Annotated in this window: 19 protein-coding genes and 1 tRNA gene; 10 read left to right on the top strand and 10 right to left on the bottom strand. The window is 69.1% G+C overall.

All coding sequences use genetic code 11. The features are described from left to right. Window positions 1–51: 51 nt before the first annotated feature. Both ACEJ41_RS09590 and ACEJ41_RS09595 read right to left on the bottom strand, forming a co-directional pair. Complete coding sequence (locus ACEJ41_RS09590) at window positions 52–978, bottom strand: Gfo/Idh/MocA family protein (protein ID WP_374012056.1); 927 nt, start codon at window positions 976–978, stop codon at window positions 52–54. Between the two features lie 93 nt (window positions 979–1,071). Then, window positions 1,072–2,130, bottom strand: a complete 1,059-nt coding sequence (locus tag ACEJ41_RS09595; RefSeq protein ID WP_374012057.1) for an aldose epimerase family protein — start codon at window positions 2,128–2,130, stop codon at window positions 1,072–1,074. A 281-nt stretch (window positions 2,131–2,411) separates the two neighbouring features. Here ACEJ41_RS09595 and ACEJ41_RS09600 point away from each other — a divergent pair, with 281 nt between their 5' ends. Then, the gene (locus ACEJ41_RS09600; RefSeq protein ID WP_374012058.1) at window positions 2,412–3,968 is read left to right on the top strand and encodes an alpha-N-arabinofuranosidase; all 1,557 of its coding nucleotides are present in this window, start codon (window positions 2,412–2,414) and stop codon (window positions 3,966–3,968) included. Window positions 3,969–4,063: 95 nt separating this feature from the next. Here ACEJ41_RS09600 and ACEJ41_RS09605 read toward each other — a convergent pair whose 3' ends face one another. From ACEJ41_RS09605 to azu, 3 genes are all read right to left on the bottom strand, one after another. Next, window positions 4,064–4,360, bottom strand: a complete 297-nt coding sequence (locus ACEJ41_RS09605) for a type II toxin-antitoxin system RelE/ParE family toxin (RefSeq protein WP_374012059.1) — start codon at window positions 4,358–4,360, stop codon at window positions 4,064–4,066. Window position 4,361: 1 nt separating this feature from the next. After that, a complete protein-coding gene (locus tag ACEJ41_RS09610) occupies window positions 4,362–4,646 on the bottom strand; it encodes a DUF1778 domain-containing protein (protein WP_374012060.1) in 285 nt (94 codons plus the stop codon). A gap of 200 nt (window positions 4,647–4,846) precedes the next feature. Beyond that, entirely contained in the window at window positions 4,847–5,482 is a 636-nt protein-coding gene (azu, locus tag ACEJ41_RS09615; RefSeq protein WP_374012061.1) for an azurin, read from the bottom strand. A 240-nt stretch (window positions 5,483–5,722) separates the two neighbouring features. Here azu and ACEJ41_RS09620 point away from each other — a divergent pair, with 240 nt between their 5' ends. The 9 genes from ACEJ41_RS09620 (at window position 5,723) to ACEJ41_RS09660 (ending at window position 18,457) form a co-directional block, all read left to right on the top strand. Further along, window positions 5,723–5,848, top strand: coding sequence for a hypothetical protein (locus ACEJ41_RS09620; RefSeq protein WP_374012062.1), 126 nt, complete (start codon window positions 5,723–5,725; stop codon window positions 5,846–5,848). 10 nt (window positions 5,849–5,858) lie between these two features. After that, window positions 5,859–6,692: a c-type cytochrome gene (locus ACEJ41_RS09625; RefSeq protein ID WP_374012063.1), complete on the top strand. Its 834-nt coding sequence runs from the start codon at window positions 5,859–5,861 to the stop codon at window positions 6,690–6,692. 39 nt (window positions 6,693–6,731) lie between these two features. Beyond that, on the top strand, window positions 6,732–8,102 hold the full coding sequence (locus ACEJ41_RS09630) for a cbb3-type cytochrome c oxidase subunit I (RefSeq protein WP_374012064.1): 1,371 nt from the start codon (window positions 6,732–6,734) through the stop codon (window positions 8,100–8,102). Window positions 8,103–8,105: 3 nt separating this feature from the next. Beyond that, on the top strand, window positions 8,106–8,906 hold the full coding sequence (locus tag ACEJ41_RS09635) for a CbbQ/NirQ/NorQ/GpvN family protein (protein ID WP_374012065.1): 801 nt from the start codon (window positions 8,106–8,108) through the stop codon (window positions 8,904–8,906). A gap of 12 nt (window positions 8,907–8,918) precedes the next feature. Next, window positions 8,919–10,958, top strand: coding sequence for a nitric oxide reductase activation protein NorD (locus tag ACEJ41_RS09640; protein WP_374012066.1), 2,040 nt, complete (start codon window positions 8,919–8,921; stop codon window positions 10,956–10,958). A 142-nt stretch (window positions 10,959–11,100) separates the two neighbouring features. Then, on the top strand, window positions 11,101–12,018 hold the full coding sequence (locus ACEJ41_RS09645; protein WP_374014111.1) for a LysR family transcriptional regulator: 918 nt from the start codon (window positions 11,101–11,103) through the stop codon (window positions 12,016–12,018). 57 nt (window positions 12,019–12,075) lie between these two features. Then, window positions 12,076–14,028: a glycoside hydrolase family 97 catalytic domain-containing protein gene (locus ACEJ41_RS09650; protein WP_374012067.1), complete on the top strand. Its 1,953-nt coding sequence runs from the start codon at window positions 12,076–12,078 to the stop codon at window positions 14,026–14,028. Between the two features lie 175 nt (window positions 14,029–14,203). Further along, window positions 14,204–15,928 (top strand): IlvD/Edd family dehydratase, encoded by a 1,725-nt coding sequence (locus tag ACEJ41_RS09655; protein WP_374012068.1) that lies wholly within the window; start codon window positions 14,204–14,206, stop codon window positions 15,926–15,928. Window positions 15,929–15,985: 57 nt separating this feature from the next. Continuing rightward, window positions 15,986–18,457, top strand: coding sequence for a beta-L-arabinofuranosidase domain-containing protein (locus ACEJ41_RS09660; RefSeq protein ID WP_374012069.1), 2,472 nt, complete (start codon window positions 15,986–15,988; stop codon window positions 18,455–18,457). A gap of 17 nt (window positions 18,458–18,474) precedes the next feature. Here ACEJ41_RS09660 and ACEJ41_RS09665 read toward each other — a convergent pair whose 3' ends face one another. The 5 genes from ACEJ41_RS09665 to ACEJ41_RS09685 all read right to left on the bottom strand — a co-directional run bounded on the left by ACEJ41_RS09665 (window position 18,475) and on the right by ACEJ41_RS09685 (window position 24,771). Then, window positions 18,475–21,735 (bottom strand): error-prone DNA polymerase, encoded by a 3,261-nt coding sequence (locus tag ACEJ41_RS09665; RefSeq protein WP_374012070.1) that lies wholly within the window; start codon window positions 21,733–21,735, stop codon window positions 18,475–18,477. Then, entirely contained in the window at window positions 21,732–23,162 is a 1,431-nt protein-coding gene (locus ACEJ41_RS09670) for a DNA polymerase Y family protein (protein ID WP_374012071.1), read from the bottom strand. Before ACEJ41_RS09670 ends, ACEJ41_RS09665 begins: the two co-directional genes overlap by 4 nt. A gap of 9 nt (window positions 23,163–23,171) precedes the next feature. Next, window positions 23,172–23,798: a translesion DNA synthesis-associated protein ImuA gene (imuA, locus tag ACEJ41_RS09675; RefSeq protein ID WP_374012072.1), complete on the bottom strand. Its 627-nt coding sequence runs from the start codon at window positions 23,796–23,798 to the stop codon at window positions 23,172–23,174. A 1-nt stretch (window position 23,799) separates the two neighbouring features. Beyond that, complete coding sequence (lexA, locus tag ACEJ41_RS09680; protein WP_374012073.1) at window positions 23,800–24,408, bottom strand: transcriptional repressor LexA; 609 nt, start codon at window positions 24,406–24,408, stop codon at window positions 23,800–23,802. Between the two features lie 288 nt (window positions 24,409–24,696). After that, window positions 24,697–24,771, bottom strand: a tRNA-Val gene (locus tag ACEJ41_RS09685).

Here is a 24,771-nt window from a genome sequence, read left to right on the forward strand (position 1 = left end):
GAGAGAAATGGATACGGATTCTCGTATGTCTGTGCGACGCAGGGGCGCGGCTCAGTCGTGGAACGCCTCCACCACCTTGCGCCGGCCCAGCATGAACGCATCGGCCACGTGCCGCAGCGGCGCCAGGTCCACGTCCGAGCGGCCGGCGCGGATGATCTCGGCAAAGCGCCGGTAGAGCGAGGGGTATTCCTGCTCCGGCTCGCCGTGGACCAGGCGCCCGTCCACCGACAGCCTGGCGCCGCCCTCGGACAGCACCATTTCACCAGCCTGGGTGCGCGCAATGATGTCCCAGCTCTGGGGGCCGACCTGGCGCCAGTCGAACTCGGCCTCCAGGTCCAGGCCGGCCGCATCGGTGAAGCGGATCGACGCGGCGATGGGGGCGTCGCGGTTTTCCGGGAATTCCAGGGTCGCAGCGGTGGCAAACACCTGGCGCGGCAGGATCCGGGTCACGATGGACAGCGCATTGATGCCCGGATCGAAGACCCCCAGCCCGCCCGGCTGCCAGATCCAGTCCTGCCCGGGATGCCACTGGCGCACATCCTCCTTCCACATCACCCGCATCGAGGTGATGGTGGTGCCGGCCAGGAACGCGCGCGCCGCCTCCACCGCCGGTGCATAGCGCGAATGCCAGCTGGCGAACAACGACACGTCCTTGCGCGCGGCCAGCGCGGCCAGGTCTTCGACTTCCGACAACGTCGCGCCCGGGGGCTTTTCCAGGAACACGTGCTTGCCGGCCTCCAGCGCCGCAACCGCCGCGGCGTGGCGGTACTGCGGCGGCATGCACAGGGAAACCGCATCGATGGACGGCACCGTTGCCAGCATCTCTTCGATCGAGGCGAAATTGGCCACGCCCTCCACCTGCGCGTTGCGGCTGGCCGCCGCGACCAGGCGGTAGTCGGCATTGGCGGCCACGGCCGGCAGGTGCTGGTCGCGCACGATCTTGCCGACACCGACGATGGCCAGGTTGATGATTGACATGGGTGCAGTCTCCACGGAAAGCCTTCAGGGTCGGCACGGGCGCGCCGCGCGCGTTGTTGGTTCGCTCGCCGGGCCGCGACAGCTGGCCCGGGGTCAGTTGCGCTGCAGCGCGGCGGCCACGGCATCCCAGCCACGGTCGCGGCCGGGCATGGCGAAGCGGTAACCGATGCGGCGCCGGAACGCCGTGCCGGGGCGCAGGATCGCATCCGGGAACGCCGGCTGGTTGGGCGCATCCGGGAATCCTTGCGGCTCCAGGCACACGCCGCGGCCCAGCCCCGGATGCTGGCGGTCCAGTCCGTGCCCGCCATAGAGCTGCAGCCCGGGCGCGTCGCAGTCGATGCGCATCGCCACCCCGCTGTGCGGCGAATACAGCATCGCGGCGCAGTCGCGCGCCGACTCCAGCACCAGGCAATGATCGTAGCCGCCGCAGGCCTGCAGTTGCGGATCGGCGGGGTCGAACGCGGCGTCGAGTGTACGCGCGCTGCGGAAGTCGAACGCGGTACCGGCCACGCCGGCGACCGCGCCGTTGGGGATCAACTCCGCGTCCACCGGCAGATAGCCGTCCGCCGGCACCTGCAGTACCTGCGCCGATGCGGGCACCGCCGGGTCGCCGGCCAGGTTGAAATAAGGATGGTGGGTGGGATTGAACGGCGTGGCTGCGTCGCAGCGGGCCTCGAAATCCAGCACCAGGCTCGCGCCTTCCAGCCGGTAGGTCGCGCGCACGTCGAGGTTGCCCGGGTAGCCTTCCTCGCCATCGGGCGAGTGGTACTGCAGCACCAGCATGTCGGGGCGGTATTCGATCACCTCCCACAGGCGGCGGCCGAAGCCGAGCATCCCGCCATGCAGGTGGTTGCGCCCTTCGTTGGCGGCCAGCGTGTACGCACGCCCGTCCAGGCTGAAGCGCGCGCCGCCGATGCGATTGCCATAGCGGCCGACCAGGATCCCCAGGTAGGCCGGATCGGCGAAGTAGGCGCGCGCATCGGCCAGGCGCAGGATCGCATCCACCGGGCCGCCGGCGCCCGGCACCACCAGCCGCGCCAGGACGCCGCCCAGGTCGAGGATGTCGGCGGCCACGCCCGCCTCGCCTTGCAGGCGATAGGCATGCACCGCGCGCCCGTCGTCCAGATGGCCGAACCGCCAGATCTTCTCCACCCGTCATCGCTCCGGATCCGGCGCCGGTGCCGGAGCGCCACAGCATAGGCAAGCGCCCGCCACGGCTGCCATCCCGCATTTGGCATGGCGCGCACGCCAAATCGAATAGCTGCCGCGCCATACCGACTTTGACATGGGTCGCCACGGCTAATTCATTGGCGGATGCCTGCGCGCACCCCTACCCTGTGGCCGGACCCGGCCAGCGGCGCACCGCAGGCAATGCCCGGTACGATCGCCGCAGCAGCCGCCACCACACCTACGCAACATCCGAGGCGACAACGATGCTGAAGAACACCTTGCGCACCCTGGCGCTGACCTCCGCCATGCTCGCTGCCGGCATCGCCGGCGCCCAGGACAGGATCCAGGCCAACGCCACCCTGCACGCCGACCAGCCCGGCGACACCGTCAGCCGCTACATCTTCGGCCAGTTCGCCGAGCACCTGGGCTACGGCATCTACGGCGGCATCTGGGTGGGCGAGGATTCGAAGATCCCCAATACCCGCGGCTACCGCAACGACGTGGTCGAAGCGCTCAAGCACCTGCAGGTGCCGGTGGTGCGCTGGCCGGGCGGCTGCTTCGCCGACGAGTACTACTGGCGCGACGGCATCGGCCCGCGCGAGAAGCGCCGGGTCAAGGTCAACAACAACTGGGGCGGCGTGACCGAACCCAACAGCTTCGGCACCCACGAGTTCATGGAGTTCGCCGAACTGATCGGCACCGACGCCTACATCTCGGGCAACACCGGCAGCGGCTCGCCGCGCGAGATGGGCGAATGGGTCGAGTACATGACCTACGAGAAGGGCTCGACCCTGGCCGAGGAACGCCGTGCCAACGGCCGCGACAAGCCGTGGAAGGTGCCGTTCTTCGGCGTCGGCAACGAGATGTGGGGCTGCGGCGGGCACATGACGCCCGAATTCGCGGCCAACCTGCACCGCCAGTTCCAGACCTTCGTCAAGGTGCCGGCCGGGGTCGAGGTCACCAAGGTGGCCGCCGGCGCCAATGGCGACGACTACAACTGGACCGAGGTGATGATGAAGATCGCCGGCGGGCACATGGATGCGCTGTCGGTGCATTACTACACCGTGCCGGGCAAGTGGCCGCCGCGCGCCTCCTCCTACGAGTTCGACGAGGCCGCATGGATCGACACCCTGTCCACCGCGCTGCAGGTGGACGAGCTGCTGCGCAAGCACATCGAAGTGATGGATCGCCACGACCCGGAAGGCAAGGTCGACCTGTACCTGGACGAGTGGGGCACCTGGTACGAGGCCTACCCCGGCACCAACCCCGGTTTCCTGCAGCAGCAGAACACCCTGCGCGACGCCCTGGTGGCCACGATCCACTTCGACGTGATGAGCCGTTACGCCAAGCGGGTGAAGATGGCCAACATCGCGCAGATGGTGAACGTGCTGCAGGCGATGATCCTGACCGAAGACGACAAGATGGTGCTCACGCCCACCTACCACGCCTTCGAGATGTACCTGCCGTGGCAGGACGCCACCCACCTGCCGCTCACCCTGAAGACCCCGCAGTACCGGCTCGGCGAAACCTCGGTGCCGGCGGTGCATGGTTCTGCGGTGCGGGCCAAGGACGGGCACGTCTACGTGGCGCTGTCCAACCTTGACCCGAACCGGGCCGCCGACGTGTCTGCCAGCATCTCCGGCCTGCAGGCCGGCGCGGTGTCCGGACGCATCCTGACCGCCCCGGCGATTACCACGCACAACACCTTCGAGCAGCCCGACCAGGTGAAGCCGGCGGCCTTCAACGGCGCCTCCATCACCGGCTCCTCGCTCAAGGTGGGGCTGCCGGCCAAGTCGATCGTGGTACTGCGCCTCGAGTGACCGGGCCTGAGGTTCGCACATGAAAAAAGGGCGCTTCGGCGCCCTTTCTTCATCTCGATGCTGCTCCCGGGATGCCAGCGCCAGGGCCGCCCTCATCATCCTCGCGTGTAGCCCGCCTCGCGCTGCGCACGGATGGCCAGGACCAGGGCCATGTCGATTGGCGGAAGGTAGCGATACAGCGCGACGTAAGCCCCTGCCCCCCGCCCGATCAACAGTTCCCTCCGGTCGTTGCCGGCCGGGCGCCCGATCAACGGATTGTCCTTCAGCACATCGAAGGCGCTGATGATTCCGTCCAGGCGCGCCTCGGCCGCCTCGACCTCGTGCTGATGCAGATGGTCGATGATCCGCTCCAGTTCCTCGATCACGCCGGGCGCCAGGCGTACGCCCGCCACCTCAGCGCTCCTGTACGCGTGTCGCAGGCCGTTTCCCCGGGGTACCGGCCAGCCGCCGTTTCAGATAGCTGCGCGCCTCCTCCCAGGGGATGCTTTGGCCGGACTCCAGGAATTCGGCATAGCGCTGATCGGCGACCGCGCGGAAGGAGGCACGCTGCTCGGCAGCTTCCGCCTTCTCGGCGATCGCTTCGAGGATGAAGTTGTGCGAGGTCGTCCCGGCCTCCTCCGCAGCGCGGGCAATGCGCGCCTTGAGTTCATCGGACAGGCGGATCGTGGTGGTGCTCATGCGGACTCCGGGCACATTGCGCCAGCGACAATGTAGCACACATGTGTCACATCGACGCTGATCCGGGCCGCCTGTCCGTGTCTGTCGTCCCCGATCTCCGGCAGAAGCACATCCAGAACCAGTGGCCTTGCCTGCCGACAAGAGGCGGCGCGGCTGCGCGGTGGCAGCCACGCCGCTGACGTACGTACCCCGTGCCGCGATCAGCCGACCTTGATCGGGCCGTGCATCACCGTCCAGTGGCCCGGGAAACTGCAGAAGAACTCGTACGGGCCGTCACCCTTGATCTTGCTCACGTCAAAGCTGACCGAGGTGGTCTGGCCGCCGCCGATCATTTCCGAGTGCGCGATGACGCGGTCATCGTCGGCCTTGAGGTAACCGCCATCCACGCCGCTGGACATGCCATCGGCGGCAATGCCTTGCCGGTCGGCTGCCGCGGCGATCACCACGTTGTGGCCCATGGCCGCCACCGGGAGCTTGCCGCTGTGGACCAGGTTGATCGTGAAGCGGGAGCACGATGCGGGCACCGTGATCGAGCCGACGTTGAACTTCATCGCGTCATCGCCTTCGATCGTGGTGCTGCAGTTGCTGACCACCGCTTCGTTGCCGGCGGGAGCGGCGGCGTCCGCACCAGCGGCCTGGTCGACCTGCGCAGCGGCCGGGTCATTGGGCGCGGCGGGAGCGATTGGCGCAGTGGGCGCAGCAGCCGTGTCGGCCGGAGCAGCGGTGCTCGCAGGGACATCGCGGTCGACGGCCTGCGGCGCCTGGTCGTTGCCGCCGCCGCAGGCGGTGAGGGCAAGCGCGCAGGCGATGCTCAAGCTGGCAATCTTTACATGCATGGCAGATCTCCTTGTTCGATTGACCACGACATCATGGGCAGTCCACGGTAGCGCGGAGTGAAGGCCCGGGGATCGGGCGGCCGGACGGGCGCAAGCGGCCCGTCGCCCCTTGCCGGCCACCGGGCCCGTGCTACGGTATTGACAGGATCTTGATCGCTGCACCGCACAATGCGTCCAGCGATGGCAACTGACACAGTTCGGCACCAACATGCCCATGTCGCCTATCCAGGGAGCAGTCCAATGAAAGCGACCAGTCTGATTTCGCCCGTGCGTTGGTTCGGAATGCTGGTGCTGCTGCTGATGGCGGTTGCCGTGGCCTATGCCGGGTACACCGCGATCGCCTACTGGCCCTCGATCGCAGTCTGAGGGAGACCCCATGAACAAGCGGCAGTCACGGATCTTCGCCATCGTCGCAACCGGCCTCGCTGCCGTTGCCTTCGTCGGCCTCACCATCCACAGCCACATGCGCTTCGGCGAGCTCACCAACGCGCAGGAGATCACGCCGGAAATCACCCATGGCAAGGATGTCTGGCACAAGTACAACTGCATCAACTGCCACACCCTGTTCGGCGAAGGCGCCTACTACGCGCCGGACCTGACCAAGATCGCCCAGCACCGCGGCGAGGCCTACCTGAAGGCCTACATGCGCGACCCGTCGAATTTCTACGACGAGCAGCGCCACCGCCGCCTGATGCCCACGCAGAACCTGAGCGAAGTCGAGATCGACAACCTGATCAAGTTCCTCGACTGGGTGTCCAAGGTCGACAACCAGGGCTGGCCGCCGCGACCGATCCTGGTCGCGGGCGGAAGCATGAACGTGGCCGCGCAAGGTACCGACGCGGCAGTGCAGGACGTCAGGCCGGTGACCGCAGCCAGCGATCCGCGCGCGATCGGCGAGCACCTGTTCCGCACCGCGGTGCCGGCATGCACCGCCTGCCACTCGCTGCAGCCGGGAGTCCAGCTGGCGGGTCCGTCGATGGCCGGCATGGCCGAAACCGCCGCGCGCACGCTGGCATCGCCGGACTACACCGGCAACGCCACCGACGTGGAAGGCTATATCCGCGAGTCGATCGTGAACCCCAGCGCACACGTGGTGCCGGGCGACATGTTCTCGGCCGACGGCGTGTCGTTCATGCCGAACACGTATCCGGAAAGCCTGAGCGAAGAGCAGGTCGACCAGCTCGCCGCCTTCCTTGCGTCGATGAAGTAAGCACTGGCCGCGCCCGCGCCGGCACCAGGAGATTTCCCTATGCGCTACAAGTCCCAATCGGTCGCCTACTGGTACTTCGCCGTGGCGATGGTGCTGTTCGGGCTGCAGATCGTGTTCGGCCTGCTGTCCGCCGCCAAGTACCTGGGCCCGGACCCGCTGCTGTACATCCTGCCGTTCGACGTGACCAAGACGATCCACACCAACCTGCTGATCGTGTGGGTGCTGACCGGCTTCATGGGCGCGACCTACTGGATGGTGCCGGACGAGTCGCGCACCGAGCTGTACAGCCCCAGGCTGGCGTACTGGCAGCTCGGGCTGTGGACGCTGATGGGGGTGACGGCCGTCATCGGCTACCTGTTCCGCTACGGCACCGGCAACAAGCTGCTCGAGCAGCCGCTGCCGCACAAGCTGGTCATCGTGGTCTGCATGCTGATGTTCCTCTACAACATCGGCATGACGATCAAGCGGTCCGGGCGTTTCACCACCACCGAGGGCGTGCTGCTGGGCGGCCTGGGCCTGTCGGCGGTGCTGTACATCCCGGCGCTGCTGCACTACGAGAACTACACCGTCTCGATCTTCTACCGCTGGTGGACCATCCACCTGTGGGTCGAGGGCGTGTGGATGATGATCATGGCCGGCTTCCTGGCCTACCTGCTGATCCGCCTGTCGGGCATCGACCGGGAGGTGATGGAGAAGTGGCTGTACGTGATCGTGGGCCTGGTGTTCTTTGCCGGCATCCTGGGCACCGCGCACCACTACTACTGGGTGGGCGTGCCGCACATCTGGCTGCCCATCGGCGGCTTCTTCAGCGCGCTCGAGCCGCTGGCGCTGGCGGCGATGGCGATCTACGCCTATGCGGCGATGCGCCGCGGCGGCATGCGCCACCCGAATGCACTGGCCCTGCACTGGACCATCGGCAGCGCGATCTTCGCCCTGTTCGGTGCCGGCCTGCTCGGCCTGGCGCATACCTGGCCCAGCGTGAACAAGTGGACCCACGGCACCCTGATCACCGCGATGCACGCGCACTCGGCGTTCTATGGCGCCTACGCGATGATCGTCATGGCGATGATCACCTATGCGCTGCCGGGGCTGACCAACCGCCCGCAGAACAACTACTCGCCGCTGGGCTATTGGGCATTCTGGCTGCAGGTCACCGGCATGTTCGGGATGACGCTGTCGTTCGGCACCGCCGGCATCGCCCAGGTGTACCTGGAGCGGATCATGGGCATGGGCTACCTGGATGCGCAGCTCAAGATCCAGGTGCATTTCCTGATGCTGATCCTGGCCGCGACGATCTTCGCCACCGGCGTGGCGATGTTCATCTACGACTTCTTCCGCTACCGGCCGCAGTTCAACGTGATCGACGAGGGCGCACCGGAAGACCGGCCGGTGGTGGCCCCGGAACGCTGATCGGTGGAGGCACCCAGCAGCCCCGCGAACGGCGGGCCGTACTACCTTGCCAGCGGCAACGAGGTCGGCATCGTCGAGCAGTGCCATGCCGCCGGGCTGGCGGTGATGCTCAAGGGGCCCACCGGCTGCGGCAAGACCCGGTTCGTCGAGCACATGGCCTGGCGGCTGGGCCGCCCGCTGATCACGGTGTCCTGCCATGACGACCTGACCGCCAGCGACCTGGTCGGGCGCTTCCTGATCCGCCACGACGACACCGTGTGGCAGGACGGCCCGCTGACCCGGGCCGTGCGCGAAGGTGCGATCTGCTACCTCGATGAAGTGGTGGAAGCGCGCCAGGACACGATCGTGGTCCTGCATCCGCTCACCGACTACCGGCGCATCCTGCCGATCGACCGCACCGGCGAGACCCTCGAGGCCGCGCCGGGGTTCCAGCTGGTGATCTCCTACAACCCCGGTTACCAGCGCATGCTCAAGGACCTCAAGCCGAGCACGCGCCAGCGCTTCGTGGCCATCGAGCTGGGCTTCCCCGAGCCAGCCGCCGAGGCGGCGATCGTGGCCACCGAGAGTGGCGTGGAGCGAGGCACCGCGGTCGCCCTGGTGGAACTGGCCAACCGCGTGCGCACGCTGCGCGACCGCGGCCTGGCCGAGGTGCCGAGCACGCGCCTGCTGATCGCCGCCGGCCGCCTGGTGGCCAGCGGCATCGGCGTGCGCGAGGCCTGCAACGCGGCGGTGATCGCGCCGCTGAGCGACGACCCGACCCTGCTCGGCGCGATGCGCGAACTGGTCGACGCAATGTTCCCCTAGGCCGGTGCCGCCGTGGCCGAAGCCGAAGACCTGGTCGTCGATGCCGCGCGTCATGCGACCGTGTTCATCCGCGACACCTGGCGCCGGCACTACGCGCGCGCGCCCGACGAACCCGTAGCGCTGGCGTCACTGGCGCGGCGGCTGGACCTGCTGCTGTCGGCCGCCTGCGGCACCAGCCTGCCGATGCGCGTCGCCCTGCCGCCGGCGCGGCCCACCGTGCTGCACCGGCTGTTCCACGCACCGGCGTACCCGCGTCACCGGCAGGCGCTGCCGGCCACCAGCGGTGACACGATCTGGCTGCCCGCCCACCTCGACACCTGCGACCCGGTGGAGGCCGCCGAGCTGTATCGCGCGATCGCCATGCAGCAGGCGCACCGGGCCATGCGCGGCCACGTCCAGGCAATCGTCCAGCAGCGTGATCCGCTGCTGCGCGACACCGCACTGGTGCTGGAGGCGCAGGCCGCCGAGCGCGAGGTCGCGCGGCGCTTCCCCGGCCTGCTGCCGGCACTGCGTCGCCTGCGCCGGCGCGCGCTGGCAGCGCGACCACCGCTGCACGCCTTCGCACCTGCCCGGCAGCCGCTGGAGCAGCTGGTGCGCGCGATTTTGGAGCGCGACCTGGAATGCGAGCCGGAGCCCGCGCCGCGTGCAGCGCGCGGCGCGGTCGACGACCCGCTGGCCGAAGCCGGACGCCTGCTGCAGGACTGGAACATCGGCCGCGCCGAGATCCGCCGGCTCGGGCCGATGCCGCTGTATCGCGACTGGTGGACCGGCGAGTTGCGCGCGACCGGCGGTGCCGCGGCCCACCTGGTCGACGGCGCGCCGTCCGACCGCGAGCAGGACGACCGCCCGGTGCGCAGCGCGCGCATGGAGCGGCGGCCCGACGAACGCGAAGCGACCGAGGACGAGGACAAGCCCGGCGAGCCCGGTGTGTGGATGATCCAGCAGGACGCACCGCACGAGGTGGCCGAGGATCCCTTCGGCCTGCAGCGCCCGGTGGACCGCGACGACGAAACCAGCGCCGACGAGTACGGCGACATGCTCTCCGAGCTGGCATCCACGCGGATGATCGCCGCGCCCGATCCGCCGCGCGAGGTGCTGCTGTCGGACGACCCGCCACCCACCCGCGCGGTGCTCGAATTCTCCGGACAGGACAACGGGGACGCACGCTTCCGCTATCCCGAATGGGACCACGCCAGCGCCTCCTACATCGAGCGCGGCACCACCGTGCGCATGCTGCCGCCCGTGCCCGGCAACCCGGCCTGGGTCGACGCCACCCTAGCCCGCCATCGCGCGCACCTGGATGGCATCCGCCGCCAGTTCGAGGCACTGCAGCCCGAGCGCGTGCGCCTGCGCCGGCAGAACGACGGCGAGGACATCGACATCGACGCCTGCGTGCAGGGCCGCGCCGACCTGCGCGCGGGCGGCTTCCTGCGCGAGGGCCTGTACGAGGCGCGGCGCCCGGGCCGGCGCAGCATCGCGGTATACCTGCTGGTGGATGCCAGCGGCTCGACCGATGGCTTCATCGGCGACGGCCGGCGCGTGATCGATGTCGAGCGCGAGGCGCTGCTGCTGGTGTGCATGGCCCTGCAAGGGCTGGGCGAGCCGTTCTGCGTGACGGCCTTTTCCGGCGAAGGCCCGCACGGCGTGCGCATGCGCATGCTCAAGGACTTCGACGAGGCCTACGGGCAAGAGGTCGCACTGCGCATCGCCGGCCTGGAGCCGGAAAACTACACCCGCGCCGGCGCCGCCATCCGCCATGCCACCGCACTGCTGATGCGCCAGCCGGCCGAGCATCGCCTGCTGCTGATGCTGTCGGATGGCAAGCCCAACGATGCGGACCGCTACGACGGCGTGTTCGGTGTGGAGGACATGCGCCAGTCGGTCACCGAGGCGCGGCTGCAGGGCATCTTCCCGTTCTGCCTGACCGTGGACCTGCAGGCGCCGGGCTACCTGCCCAAGGTGTTCGGCCAGGGCCACTACGCGCTGCTGTCGGCGCCCGAACGCCTGCCGCTGGTGCTGCTGGACTGGACCCGGCGCCTGCTGGCGCGGTGAGGGTGGCGGCCCGTCGCCGGCCGGGGGATGGATATGCAACAGATGCGGGAATCGACATAATCCATATCAAAGACCGTATGGAACCCCCGTCGTGAGCAGCCCGCCCTGGTTCGTCCGTGCGCGCCTGAAGACGCGCCAGTTGATGCTGCTGATCGCGATCGAGGAGCACGGCAACATCCACCGCGCGGCCGAGTCGCTGAACATGTCGCAGCCGGCGGCGTCCAAGCTGCTCAAGGACCTGGAGGAGTTGATGGGGGTGCCGCTGTTCGAGCGCCTGCCGCGCGGGATGCGCCCCACCTGGTACGGCGAGAGCATGATCCGGCACGCGCGCATCGCCCTGTCCAGCCTGGACGAGGCCGGCGCGGAGATCGAGGCGCTCAAGGCCGGGCATGCCGGCAACGTGGCAATCGGCGCGATCGCCGGCCCGGCGATGACCCTGCTGCCGCCGGCGCTGGCCCAGCTCAACCGCGACCACCCGGACCTGCGCGTGTCGGTGCTGGTGGAAAGCAGCGACGTGCTGCTGGAGCAACTGGCGCACAACCGCATCGACCTGATGATCGGCCGCCTGTTCGCGCGCCACGACAAGCGCAACCTGCACTACGAGCCGCTGGCCGAGGAGGAGGTGTGTGCGATCGCCCGGCCCGGCCATCCACTGCTGGCGCTGAAGAAGCCCGGCCTGGCCGAACTGGCGCAGTTGCCGTGGGTGCTGCCGCCGGAAGGCAGCGTGCTGCGCCACCGCTTCGAGCTGATGTTCCAGAACGCCGGGCTGGAGCCACCGCGCCAGGTGATCGGTACCGCCGCGCTGGTGATGGTGCCGCGCCTGCTGCAGGACAGCGACCACCTGGCCGTGGTGCCGGTGGACGTGGCGCGCCACTACGCCGGGCACGGCATGGTGCGGGTGGTGCCGGTGGACCTGTCGTGCAGGATGGCCTCGTTCGGATTCATCACCCGCACCGACTGGCTGCTCTCGCCGGGCGCGCGCAACGCGCTGGCCGCGCTCAAGGACGCTGCGCAGCGGGTGTATGCGCCGGCGGCCAAGCCCGCGCGCAAGGGCGGCTGAGCCGGCGGCACCAACCACGCAAGCCGGCACCCCCAACTCCATCCCCGGGACGACGACATGATCCGCAAATCGACCTTGCTGTGGCTGCTGTGCGCCCTGCTGCCGCTGTCGGCCTGCAGCCAGGACCAGGACTACACCCTGCACAGCCCGGATGGCCGCATCGCGGTCGCCCTGGACCTGGACGGCCAGGGCCGGTTGCACTACGCGGTCACGCGCGACGGCGCGGTGGTGCTGGAGCGCTCGCGCCTGGGCCTGGTCCTGGACGACCGTGACCTCGCCCACGGCTTGCGCACCCTGCGTGCCGATGCGCCGAGCCTGGTGGAGGGCGCGTACACCATGGTGCAAGGCAAGCAGAAGGACATCACCTACCGCGCCCGCGAGCGGCGCTACCGGGCGGAAAACGCCGACGGCCAGGTCCTGGAATTGACCCTGCGCGCGTCCGACGACGGCATCGCCTTCCGCTACCGCGTGGAGGGTGACGCGCAGGCCGGCTATCGGGTCAAGGACGAACTCACCAGCTTCGCCTTCGCCGGCGGCAGCCGCGCCTGGCTGCAACCGATGGCGGTGGCGCAGACGGGATTCGCCAACACCAACCCGTCCTACGAAGAGCTCTACCTGATGGACATTCCGGTCGGCGAGCCCTCGCCGTCCGCGGCCGGCTGGGTGTTCCCCGCCCTGTTCCACACCGCCGGTGGCTGGGCGCTGCTCACCGAAGCGGGCATGGATGGCCATTACCACGCATCCCGCCTGCAGGCACAGGCTCCGGGCGGCGAATACCGGATCGGCTTTCCGACCGGGCCGGAGGTCTTTCCCGGCGGCGCCCTGGCCGCACAGGGCACGCTGCCGCTGGCCTCCCCGTGGCGGATCATCGCCATCGGCGACCTGCCCACGCTGCTGCGCTCCACCCTTGGCACCGACCTGGCGCAACCTGCGCTGGCGCCGATGCCATGGGTCAAGCCGGGCCTGGCCAGCTGGAGCTGGGCGCTGCTGAAGGATGCGTCGGTCAACGCGGACACCCAGAAGCGCTTCATCGACTACGCGGCCGCGATGGGATGGCCGTACACCCTGGTGGACGTGAACTGGGACCGCACCATCGGCTACGAAAAGATGACGGAATTGACGCAGTACGCGGCGCGGAAGAACGTGCGCCTGCTGCTCTGGTACAACTCCTCCGGCGACTGGAACGAAACCGACTTCACGCCCAAGAGCACGCTGCTGGCGCCCGCGCAGCGCCGCGCCGAGTTCGCCCGCTTGCAGCAGATGGGCATTGCCGGCATCAAGGTGGATTTCTTCGCCGGCGACGGCCAGTCGATGATCAACTACTACCGCGACATCCTGCAGGACGCGGCGGACCACCGGTTGCTGGTGAACTTCCACGGCTGCACCCTGCCACGCGGGCTGCAGCGCACCTTCCCCAACCTGATGACCATGGAATCGGCGCGCGGCCTGGAGTTCGTCACCTTCACCCAGGACAACGCCGACCAGGCGCCGGAACACATGGCCATGCTGCCGTTCACGCGCAACGTCTTCGACCCGATGGATTTCACCCCCACGGTGCTGGCGGAGATCCCGGACATCGAGCGCCGCACCCGCAACGGCTTCGAACTGGCGTTGCCGGTGCTGTTCCTGTCCGGCCTGCAACATGTGGCCGAAACCGATGCGGGCATGGCGCAGGTGCCCGAGCACGTGCGCGATTACCTCATGGACATCCCGGTGCTCTGGGACGAGAGCCGGCTGCTGGATGGCTACCCGGGCAGGTTCGCGGTGGTCGCGCGCCGCAGCGGCGACACCTGGCATGTGGTGGGCATCAATGCCGACCCGGAAAACCGGCGCCTGGCGCTGGACCTGTCATTCATCGGTACGCGCACGGGCCAGATGATCACCGACGGCGCGACCGCGCGTGACCTGGTGCGCAGCGACCTGCAGGCGGGCGCCACGGTCACGGTGGACATCCGGGACCGCGGCGGCTTCGTCATGAAGTTTCCGGCACCCACTGCGACCACGCACTGAAGCGCCACCAGCACGCACAACGGGATGGATTGCAATATGGGCATTGATCAGCGTGTTTTTGTTATTTTTCTGGCATGCCGCTGACCGGTAGCATCCTTGGCCAACACGGTGGGCTGCGCCGGGACCTTTCCCGACCCCGCCCGCCGCTCCTCCTCCGGGCAAGGATCCCGAGCGCATGAGCGAATCCAGCAAACCACCCCTTCGCAGCCAGCAGTGGTTCGGCCGCGACGGCAAGCAGGGTTTCTACTATCGCAGCTGGCTAAAGGGCCTGGGCCTGCCGCACGACATGTTCGACGGACGCCCGGTGATCGGCATCTGCAACACATGGTCGGAGCTGACGCCGTGCAACAGCTCGTTCCGCGAGCTGGCCGAGCACGTCAAGCGCGGCGTGTACGAGGCCGGCGGCTTCCCGCTGGAGTTCCCGGTGATGTCGCTGGGCGAAACCCAGATCCGCCCCACCGCCATGCTCTACCGCAACCTGGCTTCGATGGACGTGGAGGAATCGATCCGCGCCAACCCCATCGACGGCGTGGTGCTGCTGATGGGCTGCGACAAGACCACGCCCTCGCTGCTGATGGGCGCGGCCAGCGTGGACCTTCCTTCCATCGGCGTGTCCGGCGGGCCGTCTCTGTCGGGCAACTGGCGCGGGCAACCGGTCGGCTCGGGGACCGGCGTGATCGAGATGTCGGAGATGGTGCGCGCCGGCACCCTGTCGCAGGAGGACTTCACCGAGGCCGAAGCCTGCATGCAGCGCTCCAAGGGCAGCTGCATGACCATGGGCACGGCCTCGACCATGGCCTCGATGGTGGAGGCGCTGGGCATGTCATTGCCGGAGAACGCGGCCATCCCGGCGGTGGATTCGCGCCGCTTCCGCCTGGCCCACCTGTCCGGCCGCCGGATCGTGGAGATGGTGCGCGAAGACCTGCGCATGTCCAAGGTGCTCACGCGCAAGGCATTCGCCAACGCGATCCGCGCCAATGCCGCCATCGGCGGCTCGACCAATGCGGTGATCCACCTGCTGGCCATTGCCGGGCGCCTGGGCGTGGAGCTGAGCCTGGACGACTGGGATGCGATCGGCTCGCGCCTGCCGTGCCTGGTCAACCTGAAGCCATCGGGCGAATACCTGATGGAGGACTTCTACTACGCCGGCGGCCTGCCGGCGGTGCTGCGCGAGATCGCCGCCGAACTCGACCTGGATGCGATGACCGTCAACGGCCACACCCTGGGCGAGAACATCGGCAATGCGCCGTGCTGGAACCGCCAGGTGATCCGTCCGCTGGACCAGCCGTTGCGCGCCGAGGCCGGCATCGCCGTGCTGCGCGGCAACCTGGCCCCGGACGGGGCGGTGATCAAGCCGTCGGCCGCCTCGCCGCACCTGCTGCGCCATCGCGGCCGTGCGGTGGTGTTCGAGAGCATCGAGGACCTCAAGGCACGCATCGACGACGAAGCGCTGGACATCGACGAAACCTGCGTGATGGTGCTCAAGAACTGCGGCCCGCGCGGCTACCCGGGCATGGCCGAGGTCGGCAACATGCCGCTGCCGCCCAAGCTGCTGCGCCGTGGCATCACCGACATCGTGCGCATCTCCGACGCGCGCATGAGTGGCACCGCCTACGGCACCGTGGTGTTGCACGCCGCACCCGAAGCCGCGGCCGGAGGCAACCTTGCGCTGGTGCGCGACGGTGACTTCATCGAACTGGACGTGCCGGGCCGGCGCCTGCACCTGGACGTGGACGACGCCGAGCTGGCGCGCCGCCGCGCGCAGTGGACTCCGCCTCCGGCCCCGGAACGCGGCTGGGCCAAGCTGTACGTGGACCATGTGCAGCAGGCACACCTGGGCGCGGACCTGGACTTCCTGGTCGGCGGCAGTGGCGATGCGGTCGGGCGCGACTCGCACTGAGGCGGCCCGGCGCGCTGGCAATCCCGGCCCCACCCCGTTGCTGCAGGAGTACCAGCCATGCGCGCACCCGGAACCGGACTGACCCGCCGCCGTTTTGTCACGGCCCTCGGCGCGACGGCGCTGCTGCCGGCCCTGCCCGCCTTGCCGGCGCTTGCCCTGCCTGCATCCACTGGCGCCAGCCGCGGCCCCGTGCACCTGTTCGGCCTGGCGGACGTGCGCCTGGGCGAAGGCGTGTTCGCCCATTCCAGCGCGCTCAACCTGCGCTACCTGGCGGCGCTGGACATCGACCGGCTGCTGGCACCGTTCCGGATCGAAGCCGGCCTGCCCTCGCCCGCAGCCAGGTACCCGAACTGGGAATCGATGGGCCTGGACGGCCACACTGCAGGCCATTACCTGTCGGCTCTGGCGCAGCAGGCCGCGCAGGGCAACACGGACATGCGCCGGCGCCTGGCGGCGATGGTCGAAGGCCTGGCCGAATGCCAGCGCGCCAACGGCAATGGCTACGTCGGTGGCGTGCCCAACGGCGGCGTGCTGTGGAACCGCATCGCCAGCGGTGATTTCCAGGCCGAGTCGTTCTCGCTGGAAGGCGCATGGGTGCCGTTCTACAACCTGCACAAAACCTTTGCCGGCCTGCGCGATGCCTGGCTGATGGCCGGCAACGCGCAGGCGCGCGACGTGCTGGTGCACTTCGCCGACTGGGCCGGCGCGCTGGTCGCGCACCTGGACGACAACCAGCTCCAGCGCGTGCTGGACACCGAGCACGGCGGCATGAACGAAGTGCTGGCCGACGTGTACGCCATCACCGGCGAACGGCGCTACCTGGCACTGGCACGCAGGTTTTCGCACCGCGCCATCCTCGACCCGCTGCTGCGCCGCGAGGACCGGCTCGACGGCCTGCACGCCAACACCCAGATTCCCAAGGTGATTGGTTTTGCCCGCATCGGCGAGCTGGATGGCGACCCTGCATGGATCGAGGCGGCGCAGTTCTTCTGGGAACGCATGGCCATGCACCGCAGCATCGCCTTCGGCGGCAACAGCGTGCGCGAGCATTTCAATCCGGTCGACGACTTCAGCGCGATGACCACCTCGCGCGAGGGCCCGGAAACCTGCAACAGCTACAACATGCTGCGGCTGACCCTGCTGCTGGAGCGGCTGCGGCCCGACCCGCGCCACGCCGATTTCTACGAGCGGGTGCTGTTCAACCACATCCTGTCCACCCAGCACCCCGGCCATGGTGGCCTGGTCTACTTCACCCCGATCCGACCGCGCCATTACCGGGTGTACTCGCAGCCACAGGAATGCTTCTGGTGCTGCGTGGGCACCGGCATGGAGAACCACGGCCGGCATGGTGCATTCGTGTATGCGCACGGCCCCGGCTCGCTGCGGGTGAACCTGTACATGGATTCGCAGCTGCACTGGCGCCAGCGCGGCGTGGTGCTGCGCCAGCGCACGCGCTTCCCCGAGGAAGCGCGCAGCACGCTGGAACTTGCGCTTGATGCGCCGCAGGCGTTCGCGCTGGAGCTGCGCCATCCGCACTGGCTGGATGGACCGCTGCAGGTGAAGGTCAACGGCCGGCGCTGGCCGGTGGAGTCCACGCCCTCGTCCTTTGCGCGGATCGAGCGTGAGTGGAAGGACGGCGACCGGGTCGAGATCGCGCTGCCGATGACGACCCGGATCGAGGGCCTGCCCGACGGCTCGGACTGGGTCGCGGTGATGCACGGTCCGCTGATGCTGGGCGCACGCACCGGCACCGACGCGCTGGAAGGGTTGATCGCCGACGACGGCCGCGGCAGCCACATCGCGCCCGGCCCCTATCTGCCGCTGGACCAGGCGCCGATGCTGGTGGGTCCGCGCGATGCGCTGGCCGCGGGCATCGTGCCGGTGGCAGGGGGTACACCGCTGGTGTTCAGCGCCGACCTGCTGCTGCGGCCCACGTCGTTCCGCGGCCTGCGCCTGGAGCCGATGCACCGCATCCACGATGCGCGCTACATGGCCTACTGGCGCACCACCACGGCGGCCGAGTATCCGCAGGTGCTGGCAGCGATCGAGGCCGCCGAACGCGAGCGCCAGGCACTGGACGCGCGCACCCTGGACCAGGTCCAGCCCGGTGAGCAGCAGCCGGAAGTCGACCACGCTTACCAGGGCCGGGACAGCAACACCGGCGCGATGCTGGGACGGCCCTGGCGCGATGCCGGGGACAGGTTTTCGTATCGCATCCACGCACGACGGCCGGCTGCGGCGGGCACGCCGCTGGCCTTGCAGCTGACCGTGTTCGGCGGCGAGTGGCAGGCCGCCATGGACGTGCGCGTGGATGGCCACACCCTGGGCAGGATCGTGCTGGACGGCAGCGGCGCGGACGACCTGGTCGTGGAGCAGATCGACATTCCGGCAGGGGTCGCTGCAGCGATCCACGGCAGCGAAGGCGTGCGAGTGGAGTTCGTCGCGCACGCGGACCGGCGCACGCCGCGTCTGTTCGAGTTGCGGCTGGTGTCATTGCCTCCAACGGAGCAGACGCCCGCATCGCACTGACCGGGACCCACACGCGATCAGTGGAAATCCCTTGATGGCACCGCCAGGGTGCCGAGCAGGCTGCTGAGGTCTTCCATCCGCCCGGCGATCAGGTGCTCGACCCCGTCCACCCGCTCCCAGCGCCCGCGCACGGCCAGCAGCCGCGATTGCAGCAGCGGCTTGCGCTGGCGGATCGCCAGGTCCGGCCAGACGATCACATTGACCATGCCGTGCTCGTCCTCGAGGGTGACGAAGATGGTGCCCTTGGCCGTTGCCGGGCGCTGCCGCTGGGTGACCAGCCCGGCCACGTATACGCCGCTCCCGTGCGGACGACGCTGCAGTTCGCGCGAACCGAGAATGCGACGCTGCGCCAGCTGCGCGCGCAGCAGCGCCAGTGGATGGGTGCGCAAGCTCAGCCCGGTGCTGCGGTAATCCGAAGCCAGCTCTTCACCCAGGCGCGGTGCCGGCAGTTCGATCCGTGCTTCGTCCGGGCTGCCGGGCAGCAGCGGCCGCTGCTGCTCGATGCCGGCCACCGCCCAGCGCGCGGCGTTGCGGTGGCCGGCCAGGGAATCCAGCGCACCGGCTTCAGCCAGCGCCTGGCGCGCCTTCGGATCCAGGCCCGCGCGCAAGCACAGGTCGTGCACGTCGGCGAACGCCGCATCCGCACGCGCAGCCACGATCGCAAGCCCCGCCTTTTCCGCCAGTCCTGCCACCTGGCGCAGGCCCAGGCGGATCGCCGGCTGGCCGCCGTCGTCCATGCCGGTGCGTGGATGCCCGCCTTCCAGGGTGTTGTCCCAATCGCTGCAGGCTACGTCCACCGGCCGCACCTCCACGCCTGCGCGGTCACCGCGCCCGCGGCGCGCGTCCTGCACGATCTGGCCGGGCGAATAGAACCCCATCGGCTGCGCATTGAGCAGCGCGCAGGCAAACGCCGCCGGCTCGTGCCGCTTGAGCCAGCAACTGATATAGACCAGCTTGGCGAACGAAGCGGCGTGGCTCTGCGGGAAGCCGTAGGAACCGAAACCCTTGATCTGTTCGAAGATCTGCTCGATGAATCCGGAGTTGTAACCCTTGCGTTCCATCAGTTCGCGGATACGCACGCGGTGCCGCTCCATGTCGCCGCCGCGCCTCCAGGCCGCCATCGAACGACGCAGGCCATCAGCCTCGTCGGCGTTGTAGCCGGCATGCATCACCAGCTCCATCACCTGCTCCTGGAACAGCGGGATGCCCAGTGTTTCGCCGAGGATTTCCCTCACGCCCGCGGACGGATAGGTCACCGGTTCCTTACCCATGCGCCGGCGCAGGTACGGATGGACCATGCCACCATGGATCGGGCCGGGACGGACGATGGCCACCTGCACCACGATGTCGTAGAACCGCGCCGGCCTGAGCCGCGGCAGCATGCTCATCTGCGCGCGCGATTCGATCTGGAATACGCCCACGGTGTCGGCGGCCTGCATCATCGCGTAGGTGGAGGGTGCGTCCTCCTCCGGCAGCCGGGCGATGTCGGGCCGGTAACCGCGGTGCCGTTCCACCAGGTCCACCGCCTTGCGGATGCAGGTCAACATCCCCAGCGCCAGGCAGTCGACCTTGAGCAGGCCCATGGTTTCCAGGTCGCCCTTGTCCCACTGGATGATGGTGCGCTCGGCCATGGCCGCGTTCTCCACCGGCACCAGCTGCCACAGCGGCGCGTCGGAAATCACGAAACCGCCCACGTGTTGCGACAGGTGCCGCGGCCGCCCTTCGAGCATCGCCGCCAGGTCCAGCACCCTGGCGATCAGCGGATTGTCCGGATCGAAGCCGGCTTCGCGCAGGCGCTGCTGCATGGGCGTCTCGCCATTGCCCCAGCCGAAGCACTCGGCCAGCAGGGCGATCTGGTCCGGCGGCAGGCCGAACGCCTTGGCCACGTCGCGCACCGCGCTCTTGCCGCGGTAGCTGATCACGGTGGCGGCCAGGGCCGCGCGCTGGCGCCCGTACTTGCGATAGACGTACTGCAGCACTTCCTCGCGGCGCTCGTGTTCGAAATCCACGTCGATGTCGGGCGGTTCGCCGCGCGCGCGCGACAGGAAGCGGGCGATCAGCAGGCGGGTCTCGGCCGGGTTGACCGCGGTGATGCCCAGCGCATAGCAGACCGCCGAATTGGCCGAAGAGCCGCGCCCCTGGCAGAGAATGCCGCGCGAGCGTGCATAACGGACGATGTCATGCACGGTCAGGAAAAATGCTTCGTACTTCAGCTCCGCGATCAGCGCCAGCTCTTCCTCGACCTGCGCAGCCACTTTGGGGGGCGTTCCCCGTGGCCAGCGTTCGCGTATGCCGGCCTCGGTCAGCGCGCGCAGGCGGCTGGCAGGGGTCTGCCCTTCGGGCACCAGCTCGGCCGGATAGTCGTACTTCACTTCGCGCAGGGTGAACACGCAACGTCGCGCCAATTCCACGGTGGCCTGCAGCAGATGCGGCGGGTAGATGTTGCCCAGCGCGCGGCGCGTGCGCAGATGGCGCTCGCCATTGCGGAACAGCAACGCACCGGCCTGCGCCAGCGGGGTGGTGTGGCGGATCGCGGTCAGCGTGTCCTGCAGGATGCGCTCGCGACGGTTGGCCATGTGCACGTCGCCACTGGCCAGCGCCGGCAGCCGCAACCTGTCGGCCAATGCCAGCAGGCGCGACAGCCGCACGGCATCATCGGTTTCCCGGTGCAGCTCCACCGCAAGCCAGGCACGTTCGCCGAACACCTGGCGCAGCCAGCCGCCCTGCTCCGGATCCGGTTCGTCGCCAGGCAGCCACAGTGCGAACAGGCCGCAACTTCCGGCATCCAGCCCGCATGCGCCCACCACCCGCTCCACGTCGCCCCGTGCCAGGCAATAGCGGCCCTTGCCGGCGGCACGGCGGGCGATGGTGATCAGTTCGCACAAGCGGGTGTAGCCGGCCCGGTGCTCGACCAGCAGCACGCAGCGGAGTCCATCCACCAGCACGAACTCGCTTCCGACCACCAACGGCAGGCCGGTGGACTCGGAAGCTTCCAGTGCACGCACGATGCCGGCCAGCGAGCATTCGTCAGTGATCGCCAGCGCGCTGTAGCCGCAGCGCCGCGCGCGCTCGAACAGGGCGGCGGCATCGCTGGCTCCGCGCAGGAACGAGAAATCCGACAGGCAATGCAGTTCCGCATAGGCCGGCAGACCGTCGGCTGCATGGGCATCGTCGTTGGCCGCACCCCGGCGCAGGCGCCGCGCAACCTGCTGCGCACGTGGCGCTCCCTCGCCGGGAATGTCGCGGCACTGGCCGTGGATGGCGCCGTCCCGATTCATGCGAACCACCCGTGCAGCATCCAGCCACCGCGCTCCCCCGGTGGTGCGAACGCCCAGGCGCGCTGGCCTTGCGCCGTCTCCAGCACGTAATAGTCCCGGCGCGTGTCGGCATCGTCCCACCAGCCGCTTTCCAGGCGCTCCGGGCCGGAGATGATCCGCACCCCACCCCGCAATGGCAGCGGCCTGGGCAACAGCCACAACGGGCGCGGAGGCCGTGGCGGCGCGGCCTCGATGCACGCATCTTCGCCCTGCACGCGCCGCCAGGCACGTTCGGGCCGTGGATCGGCAGCGGGACCGACGCGATAGACCGCCTCCTCGCCCAGCCGTGCGCGCAGGCGCTCGCGCAGCTGTGGCCACGGCAACTGCTGCTGGGCTCGCGTGTCGAACAGGTCGCGGCTGGCAGGCACGAATGGGGGCAGCTGTCGCGCCAGCAGACGCACCGCGACCACCGGTGCGGGAAGGGATGCGCGCTCCAGGCGGATGCGCGCCAGCTCGAACAGCATGGCCGGCTCGCGTTCGGCCGACAGCAGTCCAACCGGCACGTCGGTATGCGCCTGCGTGCCATGTTCGCGCCCGTGCTCCAGGCGCAGCACGAAACGCTGCACGCCACCATCGCGGATCGACAGTGCGGTGCACAGGTCGCCGATCAACCGACGTAGCGGAAACAGCAGGGCGGTATGGCTGTCCACTTCATGACCCAGTTCCACCCGCCCATCGAAATGGTCCGCCGGCAGGTAGTACTCGAGTGGATCATCGGCCTGCCCGTACAGCCGTTCCAGATGTTGCAGCAGTGGCAGGCCGAAGCGGCGGCGCAAGGCATCGCCCGGCAGGCCGCGCAGGGTGCGCAGGTCGGCGATGCCCATGCGCCGCAAGCGCGTCCCCAGGCCGTCGGGCAGGCAGGCGCGGTGCACCGGCACCTGATCCAGCTGCGCAGCCAGGGTGGCCGCGTGCGGGATCGCCAACCCGTCCTGCAGACCAGCCAGCACGCGCGCTGCGCGCGGGGTCGGTGCCAGTGCAATGCGGTGGCGGAAACCCAGCGCAACGAGTTCCTCGCGCAAGCGGGCCTCGATCCGCGGCCACGGCCCGAGCAAGCTGAAGCTGCCGCGCACCTCCATGACGATGCAGCCCGGCCACTGTGCGCTGACCAGCGAGCTGTGCCGGTACGCCCAGGCAGCGAGGAAACGTTGCCAGCGTGCTTCAGCCGCATCCTCGTATTCGACCATGGCGAAGTCGCGCAGCAGCGCGTGCGCGGCAACCAGGCGCATGCCAGGCGCCAGCCCCGCCGCGGCGGCCGCCGCGTTCACCGCATGCAGGCTGCGTAGCTGCGCTGGCCCGTGGATCAGCGCCAATGGCGCGTCCGGATCCGGCCGTCGGCGAAGGACGGCGTCGAGCGCCAACTGCGGCAGCAGTACACAGGCCCAGAGCATGGCGCCCCCTCACGCCACGCCCGGAGCGAAGGCGCGCGCCGGCGCCGGACCACCGCGGCATTTACGCACATGCCACGCCACATCGCCCCGCCCGTCGCGTGCCAGTTCCAGGCGCAGCGCAGCCGGCGAGGCGTTGACCGCATGCCTGCGGTCACGCAAGGCGAAGCCCAGGCAGGCACCACTGTCGGCGGCTACCTGCAGCCGGCGCAGCGAGGTCGCATCGGCCTGTCGCGGCCAACCCAGCACGGCGGCGCACGCACCGCTGCGCAGGCACTGCTCGAACGCCCACAGCGCATCGGAGGGTGCGGCGTCGATGATCTCCAGCCCGGCCAGTTCCACTCCCGCGTCCTGCCATGCGGGGGCATAGGGAATGTAGGGCGGCGCGACCAGGGCCACCGTGCCGCCGGCGTGGGTCAACCGCGCCAGCGTCGGCAACAGCAGCGACAGCTCGCCCACGCCATCCACCGGCAGCAGCAGTTCGGTCAACGCGCGCCGCGGCCAGCCGCCCTGCGGCAACAATGCGTCGAGCGCGGCGTGGCCGGTAGGCTCGCCATCTGCGGCGATCGCGGTGTTGCGACCGGCGTGCCACAGCGTGCGCGCGGCCAGCATCGATTCGAGGGCAACGACCTGTCCCATTTCAGCCCCGCCGGACCAGGCCGCAGTACACGCCTTCGATGGCGAAGTCCTGCCCCGGACCCACCAGGATCGGCGCATGCGCCGGGTTCCGTGGCAACAGGACGATCTGCCGTCGCGCGCGTTGCAGCCGCTTGATGGTCAGTTCGCCATCGATCCGCGCGACCACCGTCTGGCCGTCCCACGCCTCGGGCGTGCGGTGCACGCCAACCAGGTCGCCATCCAGGATGCCGTCGTTGATCATTGAATCGCCCTGCACCCGCAGCAGGTAATCCGGCCGCGGCGAGAACAGCCGGGCGTCCATGGCCAGGGTATCCACGAGCCCGGCATCGGCATCGATGGGCGTGCCCGCCGCCACCCGGCCCAGGATCGGCACCTGCAGCAGCCCCGGTCGCGCCTGCACCCCTGCCGGGCGGATGCCCCGCGCCTGGCCGGAGGCCACCTCGATCAGCCCTGCTTCGGCCAACGCGAGGACGTGCTTGCGCGCTGCACCGCGGGAGGCCAGCCCGCAGGCATCGGCAATCTCGGCCAGGCTCGGCGGGTGGCCATGGCTGGCGTGCTGATCCCGGATGAATGTCAGGATCGCGGAACGGCGGGGACTGAGATCGGCCATGGAGTACATTTGTACTCCATTCTCGCAGGCTGGCCAAGATCAAATGGCGTGGCCTGTGACCGGAGCCCGGTGCACCGGGACGGGGCCCGGATCACCCGGAGTCGGCCTGCACTGCGATGGCAACCTTGGGGGAGCCTGGCATCGAAGGTTGCGAAGAGCAGGCCTTCGTAGATCCGCAAAACGCCCAGCCAAGGCTGGGCCATCGCAGGCAATGCCACTGCGATGCCAACTGGCCAGGATGCGAAAACAGGAAAACCATCGAAACCGTTGCATCGCAAGAGTTTCAGATGGTGGGCGGTACAGGGTTCGAACCTGTGACCCCTACCATGTCAAGGTAGTGCTCTACCGCTGAGCTAACCGCCC

It is taken from the genome of Pseudoxanthomonas koreensis, from assembly GCF_041890415.1.
GTDB lineage: Bacteria > Pseudomonadota > Gammaproteobacteria > Xanthomonadales > Xanthomonadaceae > Pseudoxanthomonas > Pseudoxanthomonas koreensis_A.

What these genes read in the sequence shown, in the direction of transcription:
- ACEJ41_RS09655 (WP_374012068.1), top strand. Translation starts at nt 14,204, where the DNA reads ATGAGCGAATCCAGCAAACCACCCCTTCGCAGCCAGCAGTGGTTCGGC.
- ACEJ41_RS09670 (WP_374012071.1), bottom strand. Translation starts at nt 23,162, where the DNA reads ATGCTCTGGGCCTGTGTACTGCTGCCGCAGTTGGCGCTCGACGCCGTC.
- ACEJ41_RS09600 (WP_374012058.1), top strand. Translation starts at nt 2,412, where the DNA reads ATGCTGAAGAACACCTTGCGCACCCTGGCGCTGACCTCCGCCATGCTC.
- ACEJ41_RS09630 (WP_374012064.1), top strand. Translation starts at nt 6,732, where the DNA reads ATGCGCTACAAGTCCCAATCGGTCGCCTACTGGTACTTCGCCGTGGCG.
- imuA (WP_374012072.1), bottom strand. Translation starts at nt 23,798, where the DNA reads ATGGGACAGGTCGTTGCCCTCGAATCGATGCTGGCCGCGCGCACGCTG.
- ACEJ41_RS09645 (WP_374014111.1), top strand. Translation starts at nt 11,101, where the DNA reads ATGCTGCTGATCGCGATCGAGGAGCACGGCAACATCCACCGCGCGGCC.
- azu (WP_374012061.1), bottom strand. Translation starts at nt 5,482, where the DNA reads ATGCATGTAAAGATTGCCAGCTTGAGCATCGCCTGCGCGCTTGCCCTC.
- ACEJ41_RS09590 (WP_374012056.1), bottom strand. Translation starts at nt 978, where the DNA reads ATGTCAATCATCAACCTGGCCATCGTCGGTGTCGGCAAGATCGTGCGC.
- ACEJ41_RS09620 (WP_374012062.1), top strand. Translation starts at nt 5,723, where the DNA reads ATGAAAGCGACCAGTCTGATTTCGCCCGTGCGTTGGTTCGGAATGCTG.
- ACEJ41_RS09650 (WP_374012067.1), top strand. Translation starts at nt 12,076, where the DNA reads ATGATCCGCAAATCGACCTTGCTGTGGCTGCTGTGCGCCCTGCTGCCG.
- ACEJ41_RS09625 (WP_374012063.1), top strand. Translation starts at nt 5,859, where the DNA reads ATGAACAAGCGGCAGTCACGGATCTTCGCCATCGTCGCAACCGGCCTC.
- ACEJ41_RS09610 (WP_374012060.1), bottom strand. Translation starts at nt 4,646, where the DNA reads ATGAGCACCACCACGATCCGCCTGTCCGATGAACTCAAGGCGCGCATT.
- ACEJ41_RS09660 (WP_374012069.1), top strand. Translation starts at nt 15,986, where the DNA reads ATGCGCGCACCCGGAACCGGACTGACCCGCCGCCGTTTTGTCACGGCC.
- ACEJ41_RS09665 (WP_374012070.1), bottom strand. Translation starts at nt 21,735, where the DNA reads ATGAATCGGGACGGCGCCATCCACGGCCAGTGCCGCGACATTCCCGGC.
- lexA (WP_374012073.1), bottom strand. Translation starts at nt 24,408, where the DNA reads ATGGCCGATCTCAGTCCCCGCCGTTCCGCGATCCTGACATTCATCCGG.